Raw genomic sequence first — 20,481 nt, 5'->3', positions numbered from 1 at the left:
CGCAAATTGAAGATTTTTCGATTGCCTGATAGCCAGTTACAGGAACCTTATTTCATTCCGCAGGATGAACGTGTGCTCCAGGTTCAAACTTATCAAAATAGAATAATATGCTTTATTTCATGATTGAAGGGACGTTTTGCGACCCGCTTCCGGTTGAACAGGAAGAGTTGCAAAAGTTAATCAAAGAACACCTGGCTTATTTGCGAAAAGGATTCGACCAAGGCTGGATACTTTTCTCGGGACCCAAAGTGCATTCCGGCGGAGGCGTTATTCTGATGAAAGCGGAATCGAGGACGGAAGTCGATGATTTTCTGGAAGGTGATCCGTTTGTCAAAGCAGGAGTACAAGAATATGATGTAGTCGAGTTTCGCTTTCACGACGGCCAGGAAGGGGTGAAATCCTGGTTCAGCTAGTTCTTTGGAAGAATTTAAAATTCAGAACAGATTTATGACGATCCACAAATCAAGCAAATACTTCATCGCTGTCACCTCTGTGTTACTGGCTTTCCTGACAGCTCTCTCTCCATTTGGTATTGATACATATTTGTCTGCCATGCCGGTCATGGCCAAATCGTTTGGTGTTAGCATTCACCTGATTGAGATTACGCTGACGGTATACTTTCTGGGATTTGCTACCGGGAATGTATTCGGTGGACCCTTGTCTGATTCTTTCGGTCGAAAAAAAATAGCGTTAACCGGCGTTTTACTATACGGATTATCATCAGCCGGCATACCGTTCGCTCCCAATGTTGAGATGGTATGGCTGTTAAGAGCAACACAGGCATTCGGTGGAGGTTTTGCCTCGGTGACTGCCATGGTTTTTGTGCGCGACTGGTTTGAGGGAAAGCAAGTGGCTAAGCTGGCGACTCTTATAGGGATGATCATGATGCTGGCTCCGTTGTTTGCTCCCGTCATTGGTTCGTTTCTGCTCGACTGGGGAGGCTGGCATTCCATCTTTTTCTTCCTGGCCAGTTATGCGTTGGTATTGTTTTTCATTTTCCTCGCGGTGATGCCCGAATCACGTCATCATACCCATTTGACACACAGGGTAACCAAAGAACAATTGATCGGGAAATACCGGATATTCTTCAGCCATCGGCGGCCGGTTCTGATGCTCATGACCATTAGTTTTGCTACGGCAGGTATGTTCACCTTCATTACCAGTTCGTCATTTATTTATATTGAATACTACGGTTTCACCCATCGTGTGTTTCCGCTGCTTTTTGGTTCGAATGTGGTTTTGTACATCGCGTTGTCGTTGCTCAATAATTGGCGGTTAAAAAATAAGGAGCCCGAGCAAATGATGAAGTTGGGGCTGGTCATTCAATTAGTTGGCGGTGTTCTGATGCTGGTTGGTGTTTCGCTTCATCATCCGCCTTTCGCGCTTGTTTTCGGAGCTATTGTTTTGTTTGTGGGCAGCCTGGGATTGATATTCGGTAATGGTACGGCAGTAATTCTAAATCTGATGCCGGAGATTAGCGGCTCGGCCAATGCCACCATTGGGGTGTCCCGGTTCATTTTGAGTTTCATAGCAGGAACCATTCCGGCGTTATTTCAATCCGGAGACCTGGTTCCTATCGGCGTGGTCATGTTTAGCTTGTCACTACTGGCCAACTTGTTTTACCTGTTGTTTAAGCGAAGCTGAATCCCTTCTGTTCTACTTCCCGCAAGTGGAAACAAAAGGTTTGGCCGACTGTTTTAACGATGACTACCTGAATAAACGACCCAAAAAAAAGTACACTATGAAATACAGAAAACTCGGAAAAACAGAAGAGAAACTATCGGCAGTGGGACTGGGCTGCATGGGAATGAGCTTTGCCTACGGACCTGCCAATGAAAAAGAGAGTTTGGCTACGCTGGACAGGGCATTGGAATTAGGAATCAACTTCCTGGACACGGCCGATGTATACGGCAACGGGGCCAATGAAGAATTGCTTTCTAAATTATTGAAGAATAAGCGTGACAAAGTCTTTTTAGCGACCAAGTTCGGATTTCGTTTTCCGGAAGGAACCGGCTATGTGCCGAATGCCAACGGAGCCTACATCGATTGTTCCCCAAGGTGGATCAAGCAGGCGGTAGAGAAAAGCCTGACAAGACTGGGCATCGACACCATCGATTTGTACTATGCGCACCGGGTCGATCCGAATGTGCCCGTCGAAGAGACGGTAGGAGCAATGGCTGAGCTGGTGAAAGAGGGAAAGGTCCGTTACCTCGGTCTTAGTGAAGCTTCCGCTGAATCGATACGCAAGGCGAACGCAGTACATCCCATTCAGGCGCTGCAAAGCGAATATTCACTGTTAACCCGCGATGTGGAGAAAGAGATATTACCGACTATTCGTGAATTAGGAATCTCGTTGATTCCCTTCTCGCCGCTGGCCCGTGGACTGATGACTAACAAACTGGATGTTTCCGGTTTGACCGATACCGACTTCCGGAAGTCATTGCCCCGCTATAGCGGAAAGCACTGGGACAACAACCAGAAACTGGCAGCAGCTTTTGCCGAATTGGCTGGAGAGAAGGGATGTACGCCTGCTCAGCTGGCGCTTGCCTGGGTGTTGGCTCAGGGCGACGATATCATCCCGATTCCGGGAACGAAACGTATCAAATACCTGGAAGACAATGCCGGTGCCGTGGATGTCGAACTTTCCGGCGCTGATTTAAACGCGATTGAAGCACTGCTGAAACAGTATCCCGATATTGGTGCCCGGTACAGCAAAAAACTGGCCGACCAGGCATCGAAATAAGCCAGTAACGGTAAAACAATTGCATGTCGCCTGTCGGTTCTTTAATAAGCGGCAGGCGATATCTTTGATATTTCGGGTAGGCTGACTTTAAAAATCGTACCCTTTTTCAGATTGCTCTCCACTGAAATAGTTCCGCCATGGCGTTTAACCAGCTCCTTGCACAGCAATAGTCCCAGGCCTTTGTTTCCTGTGTGCCGGCTATTCTCATTATTTTGGGGGAGAGAAAACAATGTAGAGAGTTTTTCCGGAGGTATTCCTGCTCCTGTATCTTTGACATGAATTTCCAGAAAACCATAATTCTTCCTGGCGGAAATGGTGATAGAATCATCCTTACTGGTAAACTTCATGGCATTGGAAACCAAGTTCCTTATTACAGTTTCAAGCATATACGGGTCAGCGGTCCATTTTACATCGTCTTCTACCTGGTTGGATAGAAGGATGCCTTTTTCACTCGCGACACTTTGATAAACCGAGTAAACTTTTTCTACCATTGGGTGAACTTCAACCTCTTCCGGGTGAAATGGCATTGTTCCTGACTCTACTTTTGACCACTGTAGCACATTATTCAGAAGCGAAATAAGATTTTGAGCCGTTTCGTAGATGGTTTTTGCATAGGGATGGTCGGTCTCTTCGACCAGTAAGTCGGCAAAACCAATCACCGAACTCAGCGGAGACCGAATGTCGTGTGAAAGGATAGAAATAAAACGATCTTTTGCAGCGAGTGTATCCTGTAGTTTCTCCCGGGATTTTTTAAGCTCTTTCTCATATAGCTTACGGGGTGTAATATCGAGCAGAGTGTGTAGTATCAGTTTTTCACCCGATATATTTATCGGTATTCCTTTATAGAGGAAGCAATAGCGTTTTTCATTTTCTATTTCGTAGCAATGTTCCGTCGCTTTCTCTTCGTAGTCCCCATTAGTGGGTGCTGAACTGTTTATGCGTAATTTTTCAAGTATTGACCTGGCCTCGTTGGGGAGCAAAATACCAAATTGACGGCGGAACGTTTGATTGACATAGGTAATCTCACCTGTGTGCGGGACTGCGAGAGCCACTGCCGACGGTATATTCTCCAGGATGACCTTGTAACTCTCCTTCCGGCGGGCTAACTCCTCATTTGCATTTTGGCGTTCCAGAATTTTCCTCCGGACTTGCCAGGCAAAAAAGAAAATCAGGAATAAGTTGGTCAGTAAAACCAGGATACTTACCGCCATCGCGCGATGGAAGGTTCTGGTAAAAATCTCCAGACGGCCTTGCAGGATCTCTTTTTCCCGGCTGTGAAACGCAACGATGCTATCATCCAGCATTTTCAGGTATCTCAATTCCGGAATGACAATATGCAGTTGGTTTCCGTTCAACTGGCCGGGCTGGTATCCATCCGGCAATGATGCTTTTTTGAGCGAATCGTTTAATAGCACAGTAATATCCTGCAGCCTTCGAATCTGTTCCGAATCTTTCGCCATCCGACGGACGCTGTTCAGTAGCTGTTCAAAGTTCGCGATGTGTTCGGCGGCGGAATCGCGTGCGAGTGAATCCTTCGAGAGGTAAAATTCGAAATAATGATTCCGGGCAGCCGTTAATTGCGATTGCGCGCGAGCCATGGATGCCATAATATGATGTGTATAAGGCTCAAGCTTCGAGGCCTCCACGTAGTCGCGTGTGGTAAATATCCAGTAGATGTCGATTAGTAAGAAGACGATCAATGTCAGACCGGTTTTTCCTAAAGCGAAGAAATTAAACCGTTTTTTAAGTCCGGGGGGACGCAAATTCATTTTTCTACAAGCTAATGAGTGGGCCGTTAATAGTTGAAAATGTATGGAGGCTAAATAATTGGGGCTACATCTAAATTTTAAGTCGGCTGCAAAGGAAAAATATTTTTTGTAAAAAAACGCTGATTTGTGACAAATATTTTAGTTACCTATAGCACTTGGTGGATATCGCTGAACAAAGAAAAGAAGGGGGCCCGGGAAGGTATTGAAATTCAGTAGATATTGAGGAGCAAAAAGGTTTCAATATTTCCGAATATTCATGCGGTAATGCTGGGCCCCCATGGAAATAAAAGGCAATTAGGAGCACGTTAACCCATCGAAAAACAAAATTGCAATCGGGATGATCACATGCTACCTGAAAAAACAACGGACAGTTTGAAAGAATATTGCCGTTGTTTACCAGTCAAAGCCCCCCAGAAATATCGTCGCTGTTGTAACTTTCTTGTGGCAATTGTGTTACGCTGTGAAAAAAAAAGCATTTTTCTGTAATGTTCCTTCGTTTCCCGGTCAGGTTCGAAAGGGAAGGGTGAAGGTAACGGTCGTTCCCTTCTTAAATTCCGATTCCAGTTCAATTGTTCCACCGAGTTTTTCGACATACCCCTTGGCGATTACCAGGCCCAGTCCAAGCCCTTCGTAACTGCGGGTATAAGTGCCGTCCGTCTGTACGAAGGGACGAAAAATCTTCCGGCACGCACTTTCATTCATGCCAATGCCGGTATCTTCTACAAAAAAATGAAGCATTTTGCCATTCGGGCGGTAACCAAATCGCACCGAACCGCTATGGGTATATTTAAAGGCATTGTTGAGCAAATATCTGACCACGGTTTCCAGCTTCTCTTCATCGGTTTGCACCAATGCCTGTTCATCAGACAAGCCGGGTTCGAGCGATAGAGCAAGTTGTCTTTCCGATGCGCGTTTTTTAAACCGTTGCTCCAGCTTTCGAAGCATTAAATTAACGGGGACTGTTGAAGCAACTAATTCAACCTGGTTGGTGTCGAGCCGGGAAATCTCCACGATTTTCGTGATGGTCTTCAACATCCGTTTGCCGCTTTGCTCGATGATATCGAAAAACTCCTCTTTCTCTTCCCTGGATAAATCGGACGATTGCAGCAATTCGGAAAATCCAAGAATGCTGTTCATCGGGGTACGGATTTCGTGACTGATGTTGGCCAGAAAAGCACTTTTCAGGCGGTTACTTTCTTCCGCCTTCTCCTTGGCTTCTACCAATTCGTCAAACATCCGCTTTTTCTCGGTGATGTCTTCTTTAATGGAAACGAAATGTGTTATTTGGTTAAGGTCATCCTTAACCGGTGATATCAGTACTTTATCCCAAAACAGCTCGCCGCTTTTTTTCCGGTTTTGAATCTCCCCGTTCCAGACTTTCCCGCTTTTGATGGTTTCCCACATCTCACGGTAGAACTGATTGGTATGAGCACCCGATTTGATAATACGCATCGTTTTGCCCACCGCTTCGTTGGATAGATATCCTGTTTTCCGGGTGAAGTTCGGGTTGACAAATTCGATCACTCCTTCTGGATCGGTAATGACGATACTAATCGGACTCTGTTCGATGGAGGTGTTGAGTAACTTTAACCGTTCCAGAATTTGTTTCCGTTCGGTAATATCGATATTGACCCCTTTCAGACGGGCCAGTTGACCATCTTTAAAGTAGGGAACGATATTATTGGATAACCAAATTGTTTGTCCGTCTTTATCGGTTATTCTAAAATCAAAATCTGTGGGTTGATGGGTTTCCATCATTTCCTGATTGGCCAATTCAACCAGTTTCCGGTCTTCCGGATGCATTCGATTCATGAAATATTCAAACGTAGGCGCTATTTCTCCCGGAACTAAATCGAACAAGCGGAAATTGTTTTCCGACCAGGTCGTTTTGTTCTTTACCATATCGTATTCCCAGTCGCCCATACGGGCAATTTCCTGCGCTTTGTTTAGAGATTTTTCACTTTCCTCGACCTGCTGTTGCGCTTTTAACCGTTCTGTTACATCGTTGATGAGGGCGAGCTTGGCATTGCGGTTGTTGTATTTGACTTGATGATTGGTTATATCAACATCGATAATCTCTCCGTTTTTCTTTCGGTGACGCCAGATCCCAGCTTTGTTGTATCTCTGGTGCTGGTTCTTCACTGCTTCAATGACATTTTCGATATCTGCTTCCGGCCGAATATCTGCAATAGTCATGTTCAGAAGCTCTTCCCGGGAGTAACCATACTGGCGGACGATGGCTTCGTTCACTTCCAGGAAGCGGAGGGTTTCTTCATCAAAAATGACCATCGGTTGGGGATTGTTCTGAAAAAGATATCTGTACTGTTTTTCCCTTTGGCGAATTTCCTGCTGAGCGTTTTTCTGATGGGTAATGTCGGTAATGGTACCGACAAAACTTAAAAGCTTCCCGTGACTATCACATTCAGGAACGGCATCGCCCAAAACCCATACCACCTGTCCGTCAGGCCGCAGAAAACGGTATTCGGCAACCGACTCATGCGAGGATTCACTATCGTCCGACCAGCGGCGCAACAACCAGTCGCGATCATCAGGATGAACGGCTTCCATCCAGCCGTATCCGGTAGCTTGATTTAACGGCAGCCCGGAAAGTTCGCTCCATTTAGGGTTTACATAGGTGGTATAGCCATCCGGACGGGTGCGGAAGATTCCAACGGTAGCCGCCTGCGCCATCGAATGGAAGCGCTCCTCACTACGTTTAAGTTCTTCTTCTGTTTGTTTTCGCTGGGTAATATTGGTTGCGGTGATAATCAGTGCATCCCGGTCGTTCCAGACAATGGGTACTGATGTGTAAGTAAACCATACCGTTTGACCATCGATGGAGGTGTAGCGAAATTCGGATGGAGTGTTGGTTGTCCTGCCGGGTTCTTTCAGTTCTTCAATCCATTGATCCAGGAGCCGGTTCAGGTCACCTCCGGTGGTAATCGACGCCATCACGGGGTTTTGATAGAGGAATTGTCCATCCTGGTAGATTAGTATCGCTGAGGTGGTGGTTTCAGTCAGCTTCGCAAACCGGCTTTCGGAGGCCTTCAGTTTGCGGGTCCGTTGCCGCACCTTCTTTTGCAGAATCAGGTTAAAGGCTAGTATGGTCAATGCGATGCACCCAATAACCAATGCTACCTGACTGTAATAATGGGGGCCACGCTGTGTGATTTGTAAATCGTCTTTATTGCGGGGGAGTATCTGGTACACATCATCGGGTTCAGAGCGGCTATCGAACTGAGAAAGCAGGCCTGTGACCTCGATTACCTCTCCAGCTTTGTACTTGTCGAACAACGATGTATCGCGATGTTTCCAGTCTTTGAAAACAAATAGGGTATTGTTGCTTCCCTCACCGGGGGCGATGAGCAAATAATGTCCCGCGTCGTTCACGCCTGTATTAATGATTCGTCCTGAAATTTTTACCAGGCTTCCTTCCAGCTGTTCATAAGTAGCACTTTGCAGAGAAACGGCTTTGGGTACTCGTCGGTTAATGGTATCGCAAAAGGTAAATATTGGATGGATTATCTCCGTGAGCCCGTGATATTGGTAAATACGCCCGGTTACCCGGAGGCTGTCGCCGGCATGAATCTTCGGGCCATTGTATTCTGGTTGGTAGATAAAAATACCTGCCGAATGGTCCTGAAGGGCAATAAACAGGTCTTGGGTACGCAACACTCCGGAGCCAACCGTTACCCGTCCGGCTACGGTGACCACATTCCCCAAACGGTCGGGTATGTAATTACTATCGATGTCAATTTTGGCGTTTGCGATGGAAATCAAGCCCCGGTTTTGCGTGTTGTCCGCAACGCTATTCAATGGTACCAAACATACCAGGTAAAGCACAACATATACCCCCAGCCACATCCTCCTACTCATAAACACTCCACTTTTCTACTTCTCAATATTTTTATGTTCTCTCTTAAAACAGAACGCAAAGCCACCGCTTTTTATTACAATTTCATTGCACCTCTTATCACGTTAGCAGCAATCACAACTATTACGTCGATAGCCGAATTTACCGGCGGTGCTTTGGAAACAATTTTTCTGTTGGGGTAATTACTACGTTACCGCAAACGGCTAAAAATACACGGTGAAGGCTCAACGTCCTTAAAATAGCTCCAAAAATGAAGTGGCAAAACTAAAGAAAAATCAATAAATCAGTGTGTTTAGTTATTATTGGTCGAAATAGCGAAGAGGTGCAGCTTAAACTTTACAAGCAGCAATCGCTCTGTTTTTCGACGGTATGAAGGTGAATGGCAGGGCGTGTTTTTATTTTAAAAATAATCTTTCTAAATAAGGAGCCTGGGATTGACAAACGAATAACTATTCAATGTGTTCGGTTGCTGATGTCTGGAAGTCTCCTCCTTCGGAGCAATACGATAGAAAAAGAAAGCCGCAGCGGGTAACTCGTTGCGGCTTTTTATTAACCTTAAATCCATATGGCATATGGCAATGCCAAAACAACAACAATTTTACACATCAGGCTTCTTCTGCCTCGGCTTCATCCTTTTGACTGCGGCCGCTGCGAATGGCCAGGGTATTCTGGTAGTACCTGATTTTTTCGTTCAACTCGCTCACAAACTTTTCCACGCCATCGGCAGCTATCTCCAGCGTAATAGCTGCGTTAATGCGGTCGACGATTTTGTCGTACAGCGGGTCCAGTTCCTGACGTACTGATTTAACATTACCATTGGGGCGGCCGGCCATTTCGCTGTTACGCAGATTGAAAGTCGTGGCAAATTCCTCATTTTGAGTCTTCAGTGCTTCCACCCAAGAGGTCAGTCCGATTTGGGCTACATGGGGTGCATACGTTTCACCCTGCAAATCATTCACGAGACTTTGCACAGCAGCGGTTTCTTCGTTGTAGGGAAGTTCGCGCACATTTCCGTGCTGGTTCATCAGCCGTTCCAGTAAGGCCGCGCTTTCCACCTCTTCATCGATGGGGCTCGTCAACGTCGACTTGATACGGAAGTTAATGGCGCTCCAGGTATTATCGCGGCGAATATCCAGCAGGCTCATCTTTTTTGACAGGCTGCTGCCGTCTTCAACCCCGATAGCGATAGCCTCTTTACTTAGCACGTCAGTAAAAGCGGGAAACTGGTTAACCACGCCAAGGGCTTCGGGAGTGGTCGCCGTAATCATTTTACTCAAATCGGACATGAACTGGAAGTGTTCCTTGTTGCGCAGGTAGCGCAACGTAAAATCAATAATTTGTTCCATAATTTTTGTTCTTGGTGATAAAATAAGATAGAAGTTACGGCTATCTGTTTTATGAGGCAACAGAAAAAAACATGTTTATGATCATATAATAAGGTATAAAAGAGCATGCAGGCGTTGAATATCCATTTTGTGGCTGTGATTTAGACATAATCTAAATAATTTTTAGATGCAACGGGATTATCGTTGTCGAATGAAAAACCACAGTGACGAGCCAGCTTACCCCGTGGTAATTCGCAAAAAACGAGCGCGGATTTTGGCGCCCGCGCGCCAGGGCACAAGAGAACGCGCTTGTTTTTTGGTGCCAGCGCGCCAGGGCATGAGAGAACGCACGCGTTTTTTGGTGCCCGTGCGTCAGGGCGTGAGAGAACGTAGGCGGATTTTGGTGCCCGTGTGGCAGGGCATGAGAGAACGTACGCGTTTTTTGACGCCCGCGCTCCCGGACATGAGAGAACGCGCCCGGTTTTTTGCTCCGGTACAACGTATGTTGGTAATTTGATGCGAGACCAGTGAAATGCCGGCAGTGGCATTCGAATACCGCGTAGCGGTTGCCGTATTGTAGAGAGCAGAATAGAAACGGATGAATCTTCCCCGTAGGGGATACATGGATATACGGATGCCTGGCGGTTTACGAATCAATTTGTGTAACACCTACGGCGTAAAAATATCGCTGGTGGCAATGTTAAGCTACAATACTGTATGCCCTACGGGCAATGGTTACAAACAAATCGGGGCAGATACGTATCGACAAAAACAATCCGAAGCTTTTGCTGATAAACGTGCTGCCGGTGGCGAAAAAACAACGCCGTCACCCTTGCGGTCGGAACCTGGTTGGCTTTTCAATCTGCTGCATTGCGCCGCCGCTTTTTCGCTTCGCATGTAGCACCGGGTTACACCCGGCGTTATTGAACTTCAACCCCCTTCGGGGTTTGGAACGCTTTTCTTTCTTATCTATTCTACAATAGTGTATGCCTTACGGGCAATGGTTCGCGTAGGTAGGTAATCCGATGAAACCCGAATGAAATGCTAACAATGGCGTTCGAATACCGCGTAGCGGTTCCAGTATTGTAGAGAGCAGAATAGAAACGGATGAATTTCCCCGTAGGGGTTACACGGATATACGGATGCCTGGCGGTTTACGAATCAATTTGTGTAACGCCTACGGCGTAAAAATATCGCTGGTGGCAATGTTAAGCTACAATAGTGTATGCCCTACGGGCAATGGTTACAAACAAATCGGGGCAGATACGTATCGACAAAAACAATCCGGAGCTTTTGCTGATAAACGTGCTGCCGGTGGCGAAAAAAACAACGCCGTCACCCTTGCGGTCGGAACCTGGTTGGCTTTTCAATTTGCTGCATTGCGCCGCCGCTTTTTCGCTTCGCATGTAGCACCGGGTTACACCCGGCGTTATTGAACTTCAACCCCCTTCGGGGTTTGGAACGCTTTTCTCTCTTATCTATTCTACAATACTGGGTGCCCTACGGGCAATGGTTACAAACAAATCGGGGCAGATACGTATCGACAAAAACAATCCGGAGCTTTTGCTGATAAACGTGCTGCCGGTGGCGAAAAAAAGACGCCGTCACCCTTGCGGTCGGAACCTGATTGGCTTTTCAATCTGCTGCATTGCGCCGCCGCTTTTTCGCTTCGCATGTAGCACCGGGTTACACCCGGCGTTATTGAACTTCAACCCCCTTCGGGGTTTGGGACGCTTTTCTCTCTTATCTATTCTGCAATAGTGGATGCCCTACGGGCAATGGTTCGCGTTCGTTGGAGATTTAGTGAAAATTGAATGAAATGCTAACAATGAGATTCGAATACCGCGTAGCGGTTGTAGTATTGTAGAACGGAATGTAGTCAAGATAACATTTTCCCCGTAGGGGATATACCCATATTTCCGGTGGAAACGGATAAAAAGTGTAGCGAACAGGAATATATTGTAAAATGAAATAGCTATTTTCGATAAAGTTAAAAAAACAAGAGAGCTAAATTGTTCCCTTTTACCATGTTATTGCAACCCTTAAAATCACAGGCTAGAACAGCAGGAGATAGGTCAGATGTGTTGTTGATGACTGACTTGTTTATGGTAATATATTGGAACGAACAAAAACGAACTTACTTATGAAATCTTTTCGCAAAATCATCATCATTACTTTTTTCATATACTGGGGCGGATACATCGGTGCGATATATCTGTTCAGCCTGTTTGGTCATATGACGTTTGATAAATCGGTCGTTTGGACCGGTTTGGTTTCGGCGGTATTTTTCGAGGTGATATACTGGGGCCTGCTCTGGTTTACCTTCAAACCGAAACTCAGGTACATCGAGGCGGCTTCCAATGCCAAGCCGGAGTTCCGGGATACCCAAACCCTGGAAGTGGCGGTGCCGGATGCCGGTTTCAGTGTGACGCGTTTGCGCGAAATCCTGCCGCCACATGTGCATGTGACGCATATGGACGAAGAAGCCGGAGTGATGAAGTTCCGGACACCGTATAACCGTAAGGCCTGGGGAATTCTGACCCATGTAGCCTGGCAGCAGGGGAGTGGTACGGTGGTTCTGTCCAGTTTTCCGATGTCGGGATACACAAAGACTGCCACACGGAAAGCAAAAGAACAAAACGAAGCGCTCGCTCAATTGGTTCAGGTATTAGATGAGCAGGAAGACGTGTAACGCCTACGGCGTAAATGTGGCGCCCGCGGTCACTGTTGCTACAATACCGGATGCCCTACGGGCAAAGGTTCCCATAGGTAGGTAATCCGATGAACCCCGAGTGAAATGCTAATAATAGCGCCCGAATACCGCGTAGCGGTTGCCGTATTGTAGAGAACAGAATAGAAAAGGATGAATTTCTCCATAGGGGATATACAATAACAAATCATAACTAACCGAATGAAACCTTATGTGAAACTAATTGTGACCTACTTCTTTGTGCTGCTGGGAATGTTTCTCCTGCTGCGCCTGTTGGCTGTGTGGCTGCTTGGGCGGCCGATGGACGCGCCGGTGCTGGTCACCGGGATTGTTTGGATTATCCTGTTCAGTTTGATTTACTGGGGAGTCCTTATCCGGGAATTTAAACCGCGGTTGGATTACATTCAAAGCCCCGGGACACAACCACCTGTTTTCAAGGCAACGGTTACCAAAGAGGTCGAAATCTCCAATAACAGTTTTTCATTTCAAAAGCTTCATAAAGAACTGGTTCGTTTTTACGAAGTAACGTACGTTGATGAAGGAGAGCGAATCATGAAGCTTCGGGATCGTTTTTCCATGTCGTCGTGGGGGGCCTGTACATTTATTCATTATCAAGAGAATGAAGGAATTTTGCTACTAGCCAGCTACCCGATGTCGAACCGGACAATGAAACAGGGAGGAGCCGGACGAAAGCAGAATGAGTCCATTGCATTGCTCATTCGCGATATGAACCTGTAGCCTGGGTCATTCGTTGCCATGTAGAAACAGCGGGGAAGTATGCTAAAACCTTATCGAAAACTCATTGTTGTCTACTTCCTTATCCTGTGGGGAATTTTTGTGGTCTATCGGATATTGAGAGCTGCGTTCACCGGTGAAGTGGTCGATTTTTCGGTGTTGGCAACCGGTACCCTTTGGATCATCGTTTTCACTGCCGTTTATTGGGCGTACCTGGTCAAGCGATTTAAACCCCGTTTGGATTATATCGAAGGGCCGGAAACGGAATTTCCGAACTTTCCTGAAGTAATGATGAACGAGGTGGAATGGAAGAAGGAAGGTTTTCCGCTTGAGCGGCTGCGGGATGAATTGGCGGCCCGGTACGTGGTGACTTATATAGGAAAACAGGACCATATCATTAAAATCCGTTCCCGGTTTACAATGCGTTCGTGGGGCGCTTGTTCGGTTATTCGCTGGCAGCCGGAACGGGAAGTCGTTAAGGTGGCCAGCTACCCAATGGCGAATCACACTGTTCGGCAGGGGCGAGAGGGGAAGAAGCAAAATGGCGATATTACCCGGATACTGCAATGGATGCAGACGAAAAGAGAGGAATCAAAGGGTTTTTGACTCCTCTCTCTTAAAAAACTGTCCTGAAAAATTGATTCTCTTTCGTTTGTTCCATTATTCGTTTATTATTTCCATCATTTCGGCGTAACCTGGCATTTCACAGTAATTTTCAACCCAACCATCAGCCTCAATACCTCCAAGAGATTTAATGCGGTTCCAATCCCGGCAAGCACCTTCGTCGTCTCCCAGTTGATAACGGGTCAAACCGCGCAGGAATAACAAGGGTTTGCTATCTGGTACGTAAACCAGGCCCTGGTCAAAATGCTGAAGGGCTCTCTTAGGTCTCTCTTTAATCAACAGCAACTTATTTCCACGTTTAAACTGGACGGTGGCCTTGGTCATCAAGTCATTTGTTTCCATAAGTTTGAATACCATACTGAATTCTTTATCCATCGGCACAATGTTTTCGTTGTTGTATCCCGGTTTCCACATGCCGTCGGTACTTTTCAGTGCATTGATAACCTCGCCATCGATGCTGGCAGACACGCTGTTGACTACCTTGAAATTGGTGAGTGAACCGTCTGGCTGTACAGTAAACCGGACGATTTCTTTTCCCTCTCTGAAAGCCTCGATATCCGCTGCCGGGTACTCGACACGATTCTTCACATATTCTGAAAGTAGAGAGGCTCCGATAGTTTTGTCACTATTGAAGTAGAGAGTGGCGCTTTGAACGCCCATAAACTCTGGAGGTGAAACTTCCACCTCTTCCAGCGTCTTGCGGCCTTTTTCGTTTTGACTGAAAGTCAGCCCGGAAATGGCCAGACATAGAATTAAAAGCAGAAATTTTTTCATAAAAAACGGTTTAATGAATACTAGGAATTGGAGTTTACTCTGTGCTCTGTCGCGATACAAATTTCTGACGAAAAAAATCGGGAGAAATAGCACTTATTTGTCATTGTGTTGTCTATTTCTGTCCCATAATACGAGTTAAAAAGGGATGAAAAGTATTGGATGTTCGGAATAGACAGGTTAAAACTAAATGAATCTAAATAACCTATTGTGGACAACCGTACTATTTTTTTGGGAAAATTATGTCGAACAAAAAAGAGGACTCAAATAGGCTTTGAATCCTCTTTAACTCTGTCCTGGTTAATTGATTTTTATTTGTGTGTTTCATCATTCATTAACGGTTTTCAACATTTCGGCATAGCCTTCCATTTCACTATATTTATCGAGCCATCCGTCGGCTTCAATTCCTCCCAGTGATTTTACCCGTTTCCAATCCAGGTAAGCACCGTCTTTGTCGCCTAGTTCATAACGGGTCAAACCGCGCAGGAATAGCAGTGGTTTGCTTTCCGGAACATAAACCAGCCCTTGATCGAAATGCTGAAGAGCCCGCTTCGGTTTCTCTTTAATCAACAGCAATTTATTTCCGCGTTTGAACTGCACGGTTGCCCTGCTAAACAAATCATTGGTGCCAATAATTTTGAAGACCATGCTGAACTCTTTTTCCATCGGCACAATGTTTTCGTTGTTGTATCCCGGTTTCCACATGCCGTCAGTTGTTTTCAATGCATTAATCACCTCGGCATCGATACTTGATGATACGCTGTTGATTACTTTAAAATTGCTCAGTGTACCGTCTCGATTAACAACAAACCGGATGATTTCTTTCCCTTCATTGGTACGGTCAATATCAATTGCCGGGTACTGAACTTTTGTTTTCATGTAATCCATCAGCAGCGAGGAATGGGTAGTTTTTTCATTAAGAAAGATAGCTGCGTTATGAACGCCAACAAACTCAGGAGGTGCAACTTCCACCTGGTTCAGAGTTTTGTGGTCTTTTTCTTGCTGACTGTAGGCAAGTCCCGAAATGACCAGACACAATACTAAAAGCAGAAACTTTTTCATAGTAAATGGTTTTAATGAATACTAAGAATAGGAATGTTTTATCTGTCACTAGGCAAATTTCTGACGAAATACCTACGGAGAAATAGCACGCATCTTTCAATATCTGGTGAATTTCTCCCTTCGGAAATTCAAGTTTGGAGGGACTAATTAATTGTAATAACTTCAAAAGGTTGTTATCTGTTTCTATTTTAAATTGGTCTAAATAGTGTTAAAACTAAGGCGAGACGTAGATTGATCAGAAAAATTAGGGATGAACGGTTCGAAAAAAGAACAGGTTTTTCATCACTTTTATCAGAATTTGCTTGACTTTGGAAAAAGCAAAGTCAATGGTGGTAGGAACCAATGTGTTTCAAGTCACCGACAAGTCGACGGCGAATCCGGGTTTGTTTTGAGTCGGGCTTTCCTGCCATTGGGGAGAACGATTGTTTCGGGTAAGTAGGATGGATAGAGCAGCAATAAAAATAAGAGCGAGAACGATGACAATGTTTCTTTGCTTCTTGTTCATTCGGAACAATTTTAACGAGCGTTTTCGTTTGTTTCTGAGATTTCTTTTTCGGAATTCTCCGGGGGCATAGCCAAAATAATTGTGAAAGCATTTACTGAAATAGGTTGGACTTCCAAAGCCAACCCGGTACGCTACTTCCGATGCGGTAATATCTTCTTGTAAAAGAATTTCATTGGCCTTTTTCAGACGAATTTCCCGCACAAACTGGCTGACGGTTTTGTGTGTATTTCCCTTAAGCTGACGGTAGAGTGTGGCATAACTCATCCCCATCGCGTTGGCAAGCTCCTCTACGCTAAACTGCTCGTTCGTCAGGTTTTCTTCTGTTATACGAGTTACCCGCTCGATGAAGGTTGGTTCCATATTGACCTGGTGAGATTCCAAATCTGTCTTTTATGTCACATGCTATTATTTAAAATTAATCAAACCAATACCCAAATTCAATCTTTTCGAACCTAATAGCAATTTTAAAGCAATTTAGTGATGAACAGCGGCTTGAAATAATCTTTCATCATACGCGGATCGTCAATAAAAACAATGCCTCCGGAACATGATGTTGTATTAGTTCCGGAGGCACTGTTTTTTCGAATATTTAGAAAAAGTTTGAGCTTTTGCTGAAATATTACCTGCTTTTTTTGCAAATCGATTGAGAGTCTGACAAAATAGGCTGCAGGTGAAGAGCCTTTTAAATTGAATTCACGTCCGGTATTCAAGTAGATAGAAACCAGCACTTTCCGGTAGCTTTCAAATACATTTCTTTTCGGTTTAGGTAACGATTAATAGAGGAATCTGAATAGTATGCCTTAGGGAATCAACGGTGGTACCATACACCATGTCTTTAACTCTTTTGTGTCCATGTGAACCTACCACCAGAAAATCGATATCGTTTTTGGTGATTAGTTTGCTGATCTCCGATGCCGGATCACCAAATCCGATTTGTGAATCGGCGTTGTAGCCCAGTTCTTCCAGGCTCTTCTGGTAGGCTTCCAGGTTGGCAGCATCCAGCTGTGTTTCATAGTCCATCGACTTATCGCCATGGTAACGGGCCGCAGCACTCTCCACTACGTGAATAAGCGTATAGGAAGCTGATTTGCCTCCCTGAGACAATGCATTCTGAATAATCTTTTGCTCATTACCGGAAAAGTCGATGGCAATACCGATGTGCTGATATTTGACGGGCTCTGTCAGTTTAAATACTTCGGCTTTGCCATGTGGCCACTGTTTCTTCTTTTTCTTGGAAGAGGTAAAGAGCGGGTAGGCGAAGATAAAAATCAAGAGAGCCAAAACTGCAACTGCCAATGGGACTACAATCAGATAAATGTATATTTTATCGTTTCCGGAATTGGCAACCCATTTAGCAATCTCGTCAATGACCATTTTGATGTTCAGGTAAACGATCACTGCAGCACTTATCCAGGCCAGGACTTTAACCCACAATTTGATGGTGAACTCCTTCATTGTTTTCCTGTCTGAGGTGAAGTGGATGAGCGGAATCACAGCAAACCCCAGTTGAAGACTCAATACAACCTGGCTTAATATCAGAAGGCTTCCCAGTGCATCGCCTCCGAAATATATAATGGTGAAAAGTGCAGGTATAATTGCCAGTAAGCGGGTGATTAACCTTCGCAACCACGGCTGAATCCGCAGATTCAGGTGTCCTTCCATCACAATCTGTCCGGCCAGTGTGCCCGTAATGGTCGAGCTCTGTCCCGCTGCAATCAGTGCGATACCGAAAAAGGTGGGAGCTGTTTTTCCAAACAGATGGTCCAATAATTTAGAGGCATCTTGTATTTCAGCAATATGGAAATAACCATTTACATAAAAAGCTGCAGCCGCCAGAACCAGGATCGCCGAGTTAACCAGAAAGGCCATGTTGAGAGCAATCGCTGAGTCGACGAAGTTGAATTTTAAGGCCGCTTTCAATCCCTTTTTCGACCGGTCGATTTGTCGGGTTTGCACCAACGAGGAGTGCAGATACAAATTGTGCGGCATCACAGTCGCTCCGATAATTCCAATAGCGATGTACAGCGCGTCACCACTTAGTTTGGAAGGAACGAAGCCTTTCATTACATCGCTGTATACCGGGGAAACGATAAACATTTCAACCAAAAATGAGAGTCCTATGACAGAAACCAGCGCAACGATAAACGCTTCCATGGTTCGCATACCTTTATTCATCAAAAAGAGCAGCAGAACAGTATCGAGGGCTGTCAGACCGACGCCCCAAATCAGTGGCAGTCCGAAGAGCAAATTAAGACCAATGGCCATTCCGACAATCTCCGCCAGGTCGCAGGCAGCGATGGCAATTTCGGCCAGTATATATAGCGGAATATTGGCCCATTTAGGGTACAAATTTTTCGAAGCCTGCGCTAAATCCATTCCCCTGACAACTCCCAACCGGGCACTAAGCGATTGCAAAAGGAGGGCAATTAAGTTCGACATCAGCAAAACCCAAATCAGTTTGTACCCAAATTCCGAACCTCCTGCGATATCGGTAGCCCAGTTCCCCGGGTCCATATAACCCACACTAACCAGGTATGCAGGCCCGATAAACGCTAAAATTTTTCTCCACCCTTTCTTATCGGTTCTGACCGTTGAATGTACTTCACTTAGTGATTCCGTTCTCATATATTGCTTGGTGTAATTGCATGTTATTTGGAAGACAAAAGTATAGAGTTAGATTATTCTAACAAAATTATTTTAATCTTTTTATTACTTTTGTTTCGAATATTGAAGAACTATGGCCTCTGTAACCGAAGAAAATTATCTGAAAGCTTTGTTCATACTTGTCACAGAACAAGGAATGGCGACGATTTCTGACCTGAGTAAATTGCTGAAGGTAAGCCTTCCCACAGCGAACAGTATGATTAAGAATCTGAAGAAGCAGGAGTTGGTAAATTACGAAAAATACAAGCCACTTTCGCTAACTGAAAAGGGAAAGAAAGAGGCGGCTCTGGTTCTCCGTAAGCACCGGCTGACGGAAATGTTCTTGGTAAATGAGATGGGATTTGGCTGGGAAGAAGTCCACGAAATTGCGGAACAAATAGAGCATATTAACTCACCTATTTTTTTCGACCGAATGGATAAATTGATGGGGCATCCAACCATCGATCCCCATGGCTCTCCGATTCCAGACAAGGACGGGCATATTGCCGAGGAGGTTTATGAGCAGCTCAGCAATTGCGAGCCAGGAGAGAAAGTTCGATTAATAGCGTTGGCCCATTCTGCTTCTGATTTTCTAAAATACCTGAACAATCGTGATTTGTCGTTGGGGGTGGAGATGAGAATAGTTTCGATTGAAGCCTATGACGGAAGCATGGTGGTTAGCTACGATAATCATCCTGCAGAAACATTAACTCACCCGGTTTGCGAAAAGCTGAGAGTTGAAAAGGTGGGCTAATTGATTTCGCAGCCTAAACAACGGTTTGGTATTCTCTTGAATTAGCAAACAAAGAGGAGCCGACAAATAATGGCGACTCCTCTTCCCGTGGCTGTTGTTTAAAACCGAAATCTCCCATATTATGCTCAATTTATTCCTCCATAATTTCTTGCATTTCGGCATACCCCTTCATTTGGCAGAGGTTATCCAGCCATCCGTCGGCGTCGATGCCACCCAGTTCTTTAACCCGGTTCCAGTCCCGGCAGGCGGCGTCTTTTTCACCGAGCTGGTACTGCGCAAAGCCGTGCATAAAAAGTAATGGCTTGCTTTTTGGCACATATACCAATCCTTGTTCGAAGTGACGAAGAGCTCTTTTCGGTTTATACTTTAACAATAGTAATTTATTTCCCCTTCTGTACTGTGTAGTAGCTTGAGCAGTTAAGTCGCGTGTGGTCGCGAGCTTGAAAACCATACTAAATTCTTTTTCCATCGGTACCAGTTTTTCATTGTTAAAGCCAGGTTTCCACATTCCTTCTGTGGTTTTCAATGCATTAACAACTTCTTCATCAATAGCCTCTGAAACACTATTAATTACAGTAAAATCAGTTAAGGTACCGTCGGGTTGAACAACAAACCGGATAATTTCTTTTCCTTCCCGGTTGCGTTCAATATCGGTTTCCGGGTACTTAACATGGTTCAATATGTATTCGCTTAACAGTGTTGGGTGGGATGTTTCGCCATTCAAAAGATTTGTAGAACCTTTTATGCCAGTGAATTCAGGTGGAGATACTTCCACTTGTTCCAGTTCCGTATGGCCTTTCTCGTGTTGACTGTATACCAAAGCCGAAACGAGCAGGCACATAAATAGCAGCAGAATCTTTTTCATGATAGCAGAGTTTTGGTGAATACTAAAGTGGAGTGATTAGACTATACAAATGTCCGACAGGAATCGGGATTGGGAATAGCAAATAACGGGCTGAACATGGC

Annotated in this window: 17 protein-coding genes; 9 read left to right on the top strand and 8 right to left on the bottom strand. The window is 45.2% G+C overall.

Going from position 1 to position 20,481, the window contains the following annotated elements; all coding sequences use genetic code 11:
- Positions 1 to 107 precede the first annotated feature (107 nt).
- From GJU87_RS08420 to GJU87_RS08410, 3 genes are all read left to right on the top strand, one after another.
- Positions 108 to 413 (top strand): YciI family protein, encoded by a 306-nt coding sequence (locus GJU87_RS08420; RefSeq protein ID WP_153639116.1) that lies wholly within the window; start codon positions 108 to 110, stop codon positions 411 to 413.
- 34 nt (positions 414 to 447) lie between these two features.
- On the top strand, positions 448 to 1,644 hold the full coding sequence (locus GJU87_RS08415; protein WP_153639115.1) for a multidrug effflux MFS transporter: 1,197 nt from the start codon (positions 448 to 450) through the stop codon (positions 1,642 to 1,644).
- 97 nt (positions 1,645 to 1,741) lie between these two features.
- Positions 1,742 to 2,743: an aldo/keto reductase gene (locus GJU87_RS08410; protein WP_153639114.1), complete on the top strand. Its 1,002-nt coding sequence runs from the start codon at positions 1,742 to 1,744 to the stop codon at positions 2,741 to 2,743.
- Between the two features lie 41 nt (positions 2,744 to 2,784).
- Here GJU87_RS08410 and GJU87_RS08405 read toward each other — a convergent pair whose 3' ends face one another.
- The 3 genes from GJU87_RS08405 to GJU87_RS08395 form a co-directional block, all read right to left on the bottom strand.
- On the bottom strand, positions 2,785 to 4,512 hold the full coding sequence (locus tag GJU87_RS08405) for a PAS domain-containing sensor histidine kinase (protein WP_153639113.1): 1,728 nt from the start codon (positions 4,510 to 4,512) through the stop codon (positions 2,785 to 2,787).
- 504 nt (positions 4,513 to 5,016) lie between these two features.
- Complete coding sequence (locus tag GJU87_RS08400) at positions 5,017 to 8,388, bottom strand: PAS domain S-box protein (protein WP_153639112.1); 3,372 nt, start codon at positions 8,386 to 8,388, stop codon at positions 5,017 to 5,019.
- A gap of 603 nt (positions 8,389 to 8,991) precedes the next feature.
- Complete coding sequence (locus GJU87_RS08395; protein WP_153639111.1) at positions 8,992 to 9,732, bottom strand: DUF6261 family protein; 741 nt, start codon at positions 9,730 to 9,732, stop codon at positions 8,992 to 8,994.
- A gap of 577 nt (positions 9,733 to 10,309) precedes the next feature.
- Between GJU87_RS08395 and GJU87_RS08390 the strand changes: the two genes are divergently transcribed.
- The 5 genes from GJU87_RS08390 to GJU87_RS08370 all read left to right on the top strand — a co-directional run bounded on the left by GJU87_RS08390 (position 10,310) and on the right by GJU87_RS08370 (position 13,762).
- Entirely contained in the window at positions 10,310 to 10,612 is a 303-nt protein-coding gene (locus GJU87_RS08390; RefSeq protein ID WP_153639110.1) for a hypothetical protein, read from the top strand.
- 241 nt (positions 10,613 to 10,853) lie between these two features.
- A complete protein-coding gene (locus GJU87_RS08385) occupies positions 10,854 to 11,147 on the top strand; it encodes a hypothetical protein (protein ID WP_153639109.1) in 294 nt (97 codons plus the stop codon).
- Positions 11,148 to 11,854: 707 nt separating this feature from the next.
- Positions 11,855 to 12,403: a hypothetical protein gene (locus GJU87_RS08380; RefSeq protein ID WP_153639108.1), complete on the top strand. Its 549-nt coding sequence runs from the start codon at positions 11,855 to 11,857 to the stop codon at positions 12,401 to 12,403.
- Positions 12,404 to 12,622: 219 nt separating this feature from the next.
- Positions 12,623 to 13,159: a hypothetical protein gene (locus GJU87_RS08375; protein ID WP_153639107.1), complete on the top strand. Its 537-nt coding sequence runs from the start codon at positions 12,623 to 12,625 to the stop codon at positions 13,157 to 13,159.
- Positions 13,160 to 13,198: 39 nt separating this feature from the next.
- Positions 13,199 to 13,762, top strand: a complete 564-nt coding sequence (locus GJU87_RS08370) for a hypothetical protein (RefSeq protein ID WP_153639106.1) — start codon at positions 13,199 to 13,201, stop codon at positions 13,760 to 13,762.
- 54 nt (positions 13,763 to 13,816) lie between these two features.
- Here GJU87_RS08370 and GJU87_RS08365 read toward each other — a convergent pair whose 3' ends face one another.
- From GJU87_RS08365 to GJU87_RS08350, 4 genes are all read right to left on the bottom strand, one after another.
- Complete coding sequence (locus tag GJU87_RS08365; RefSeq protein ID WP_153639105.1) at positions 13,817 to 14,554, bottom strand: energy transducer TonB; 738 nt, start codon at positions 14,552 to 14,554, stop codon at positions 13,817 to 13,819.
- Between the two features lie 324 nt (positions 14,555 to 14,878).
- On the bottom strand, positions 14,879 to 15,613 hold the full coding sequence (locus GJU87_RS08360; protein WP_153639104.1) for an energy transducer TonB: 735 nt from the start codon (positions 15,611 to 15,613) through the stop codon (positions 14,879 to 14,881).
- A 349-nt stretch (positions 15,614 to 15,962) separates the two neighbouring features.
- The gene (locus GJU87_RS08355) at positions 15,963 to 16,478 is read right to left on the bottom strand and encodes an AraC family transcriptional regulator (protein ID WP_153639103.1); all 516 of its coding nucleotides are present in this window, start codon (positions 16,476 to 16,478) and stop codon (positions 15,963 to 15,965) included.
- Between the two features lie 402 nt (positions 16,479 to 16,880).
- On the bottom strand, positions 16,881 to 18,743 hold the full coding sequence (locus tag GJU87_RS08350; RefSeq protein WP_153639102.1) for an Nramp family divalent metal transporter: 1,863 nt from the start codon (positions 18,741 to 18,743) through the stop codon (positions 16,881 to 16,883).
- Between the two features lie 112 nt (positions 18,744 to 18,855).
- Between GJU87_RS08350 and GJU87_RS08345 the strand changes: the two genes are divergently transcribed.
- Positions 18,856 to 19,515 carry a metal-dependent transcriptional regulator gene (locus tag GJU87_RS08345; protein WP_153639101.1) on the top strand — a complete coding sequence of 220 codons (660 nt, stop codon included), beginning with the start codon at positions 18,856 to 18,858 and terminating at the stop codon, positions 19,513 to 19,515.
- A 130-nt stretch (positions 19,516 to 19,645) separates the two neighbouring features.
- Here the strand turns inward: GJU87_RS08345 and GJU87_RS08340 are convergent, their stop codons facing one another.
- A complete protein-coding gene (locus tag GJU87_RS08340) occupies positions 19,646 to 20,380 on the bottom strand; it encodes an energy transducer TonB (protein WP_153639100.1) in 735 nt (244 codons plus the stop codon).
- Positions 20,381 to 20,481: the final 101 nt, after the last annotated feature.

Origin of the sequence: Prolixibacter sp. NT017, assembly GCF_009617875.1 — a bacterium.
Classification (GTDB): Bacteria; Bacteroidota; Bacteroidia; order Bacteroidales; family Prolixibacteraceae; genus Prolixibacter.
This window is presented reverse-complemented; position numbering and strand designations above follow the sequence as displayed.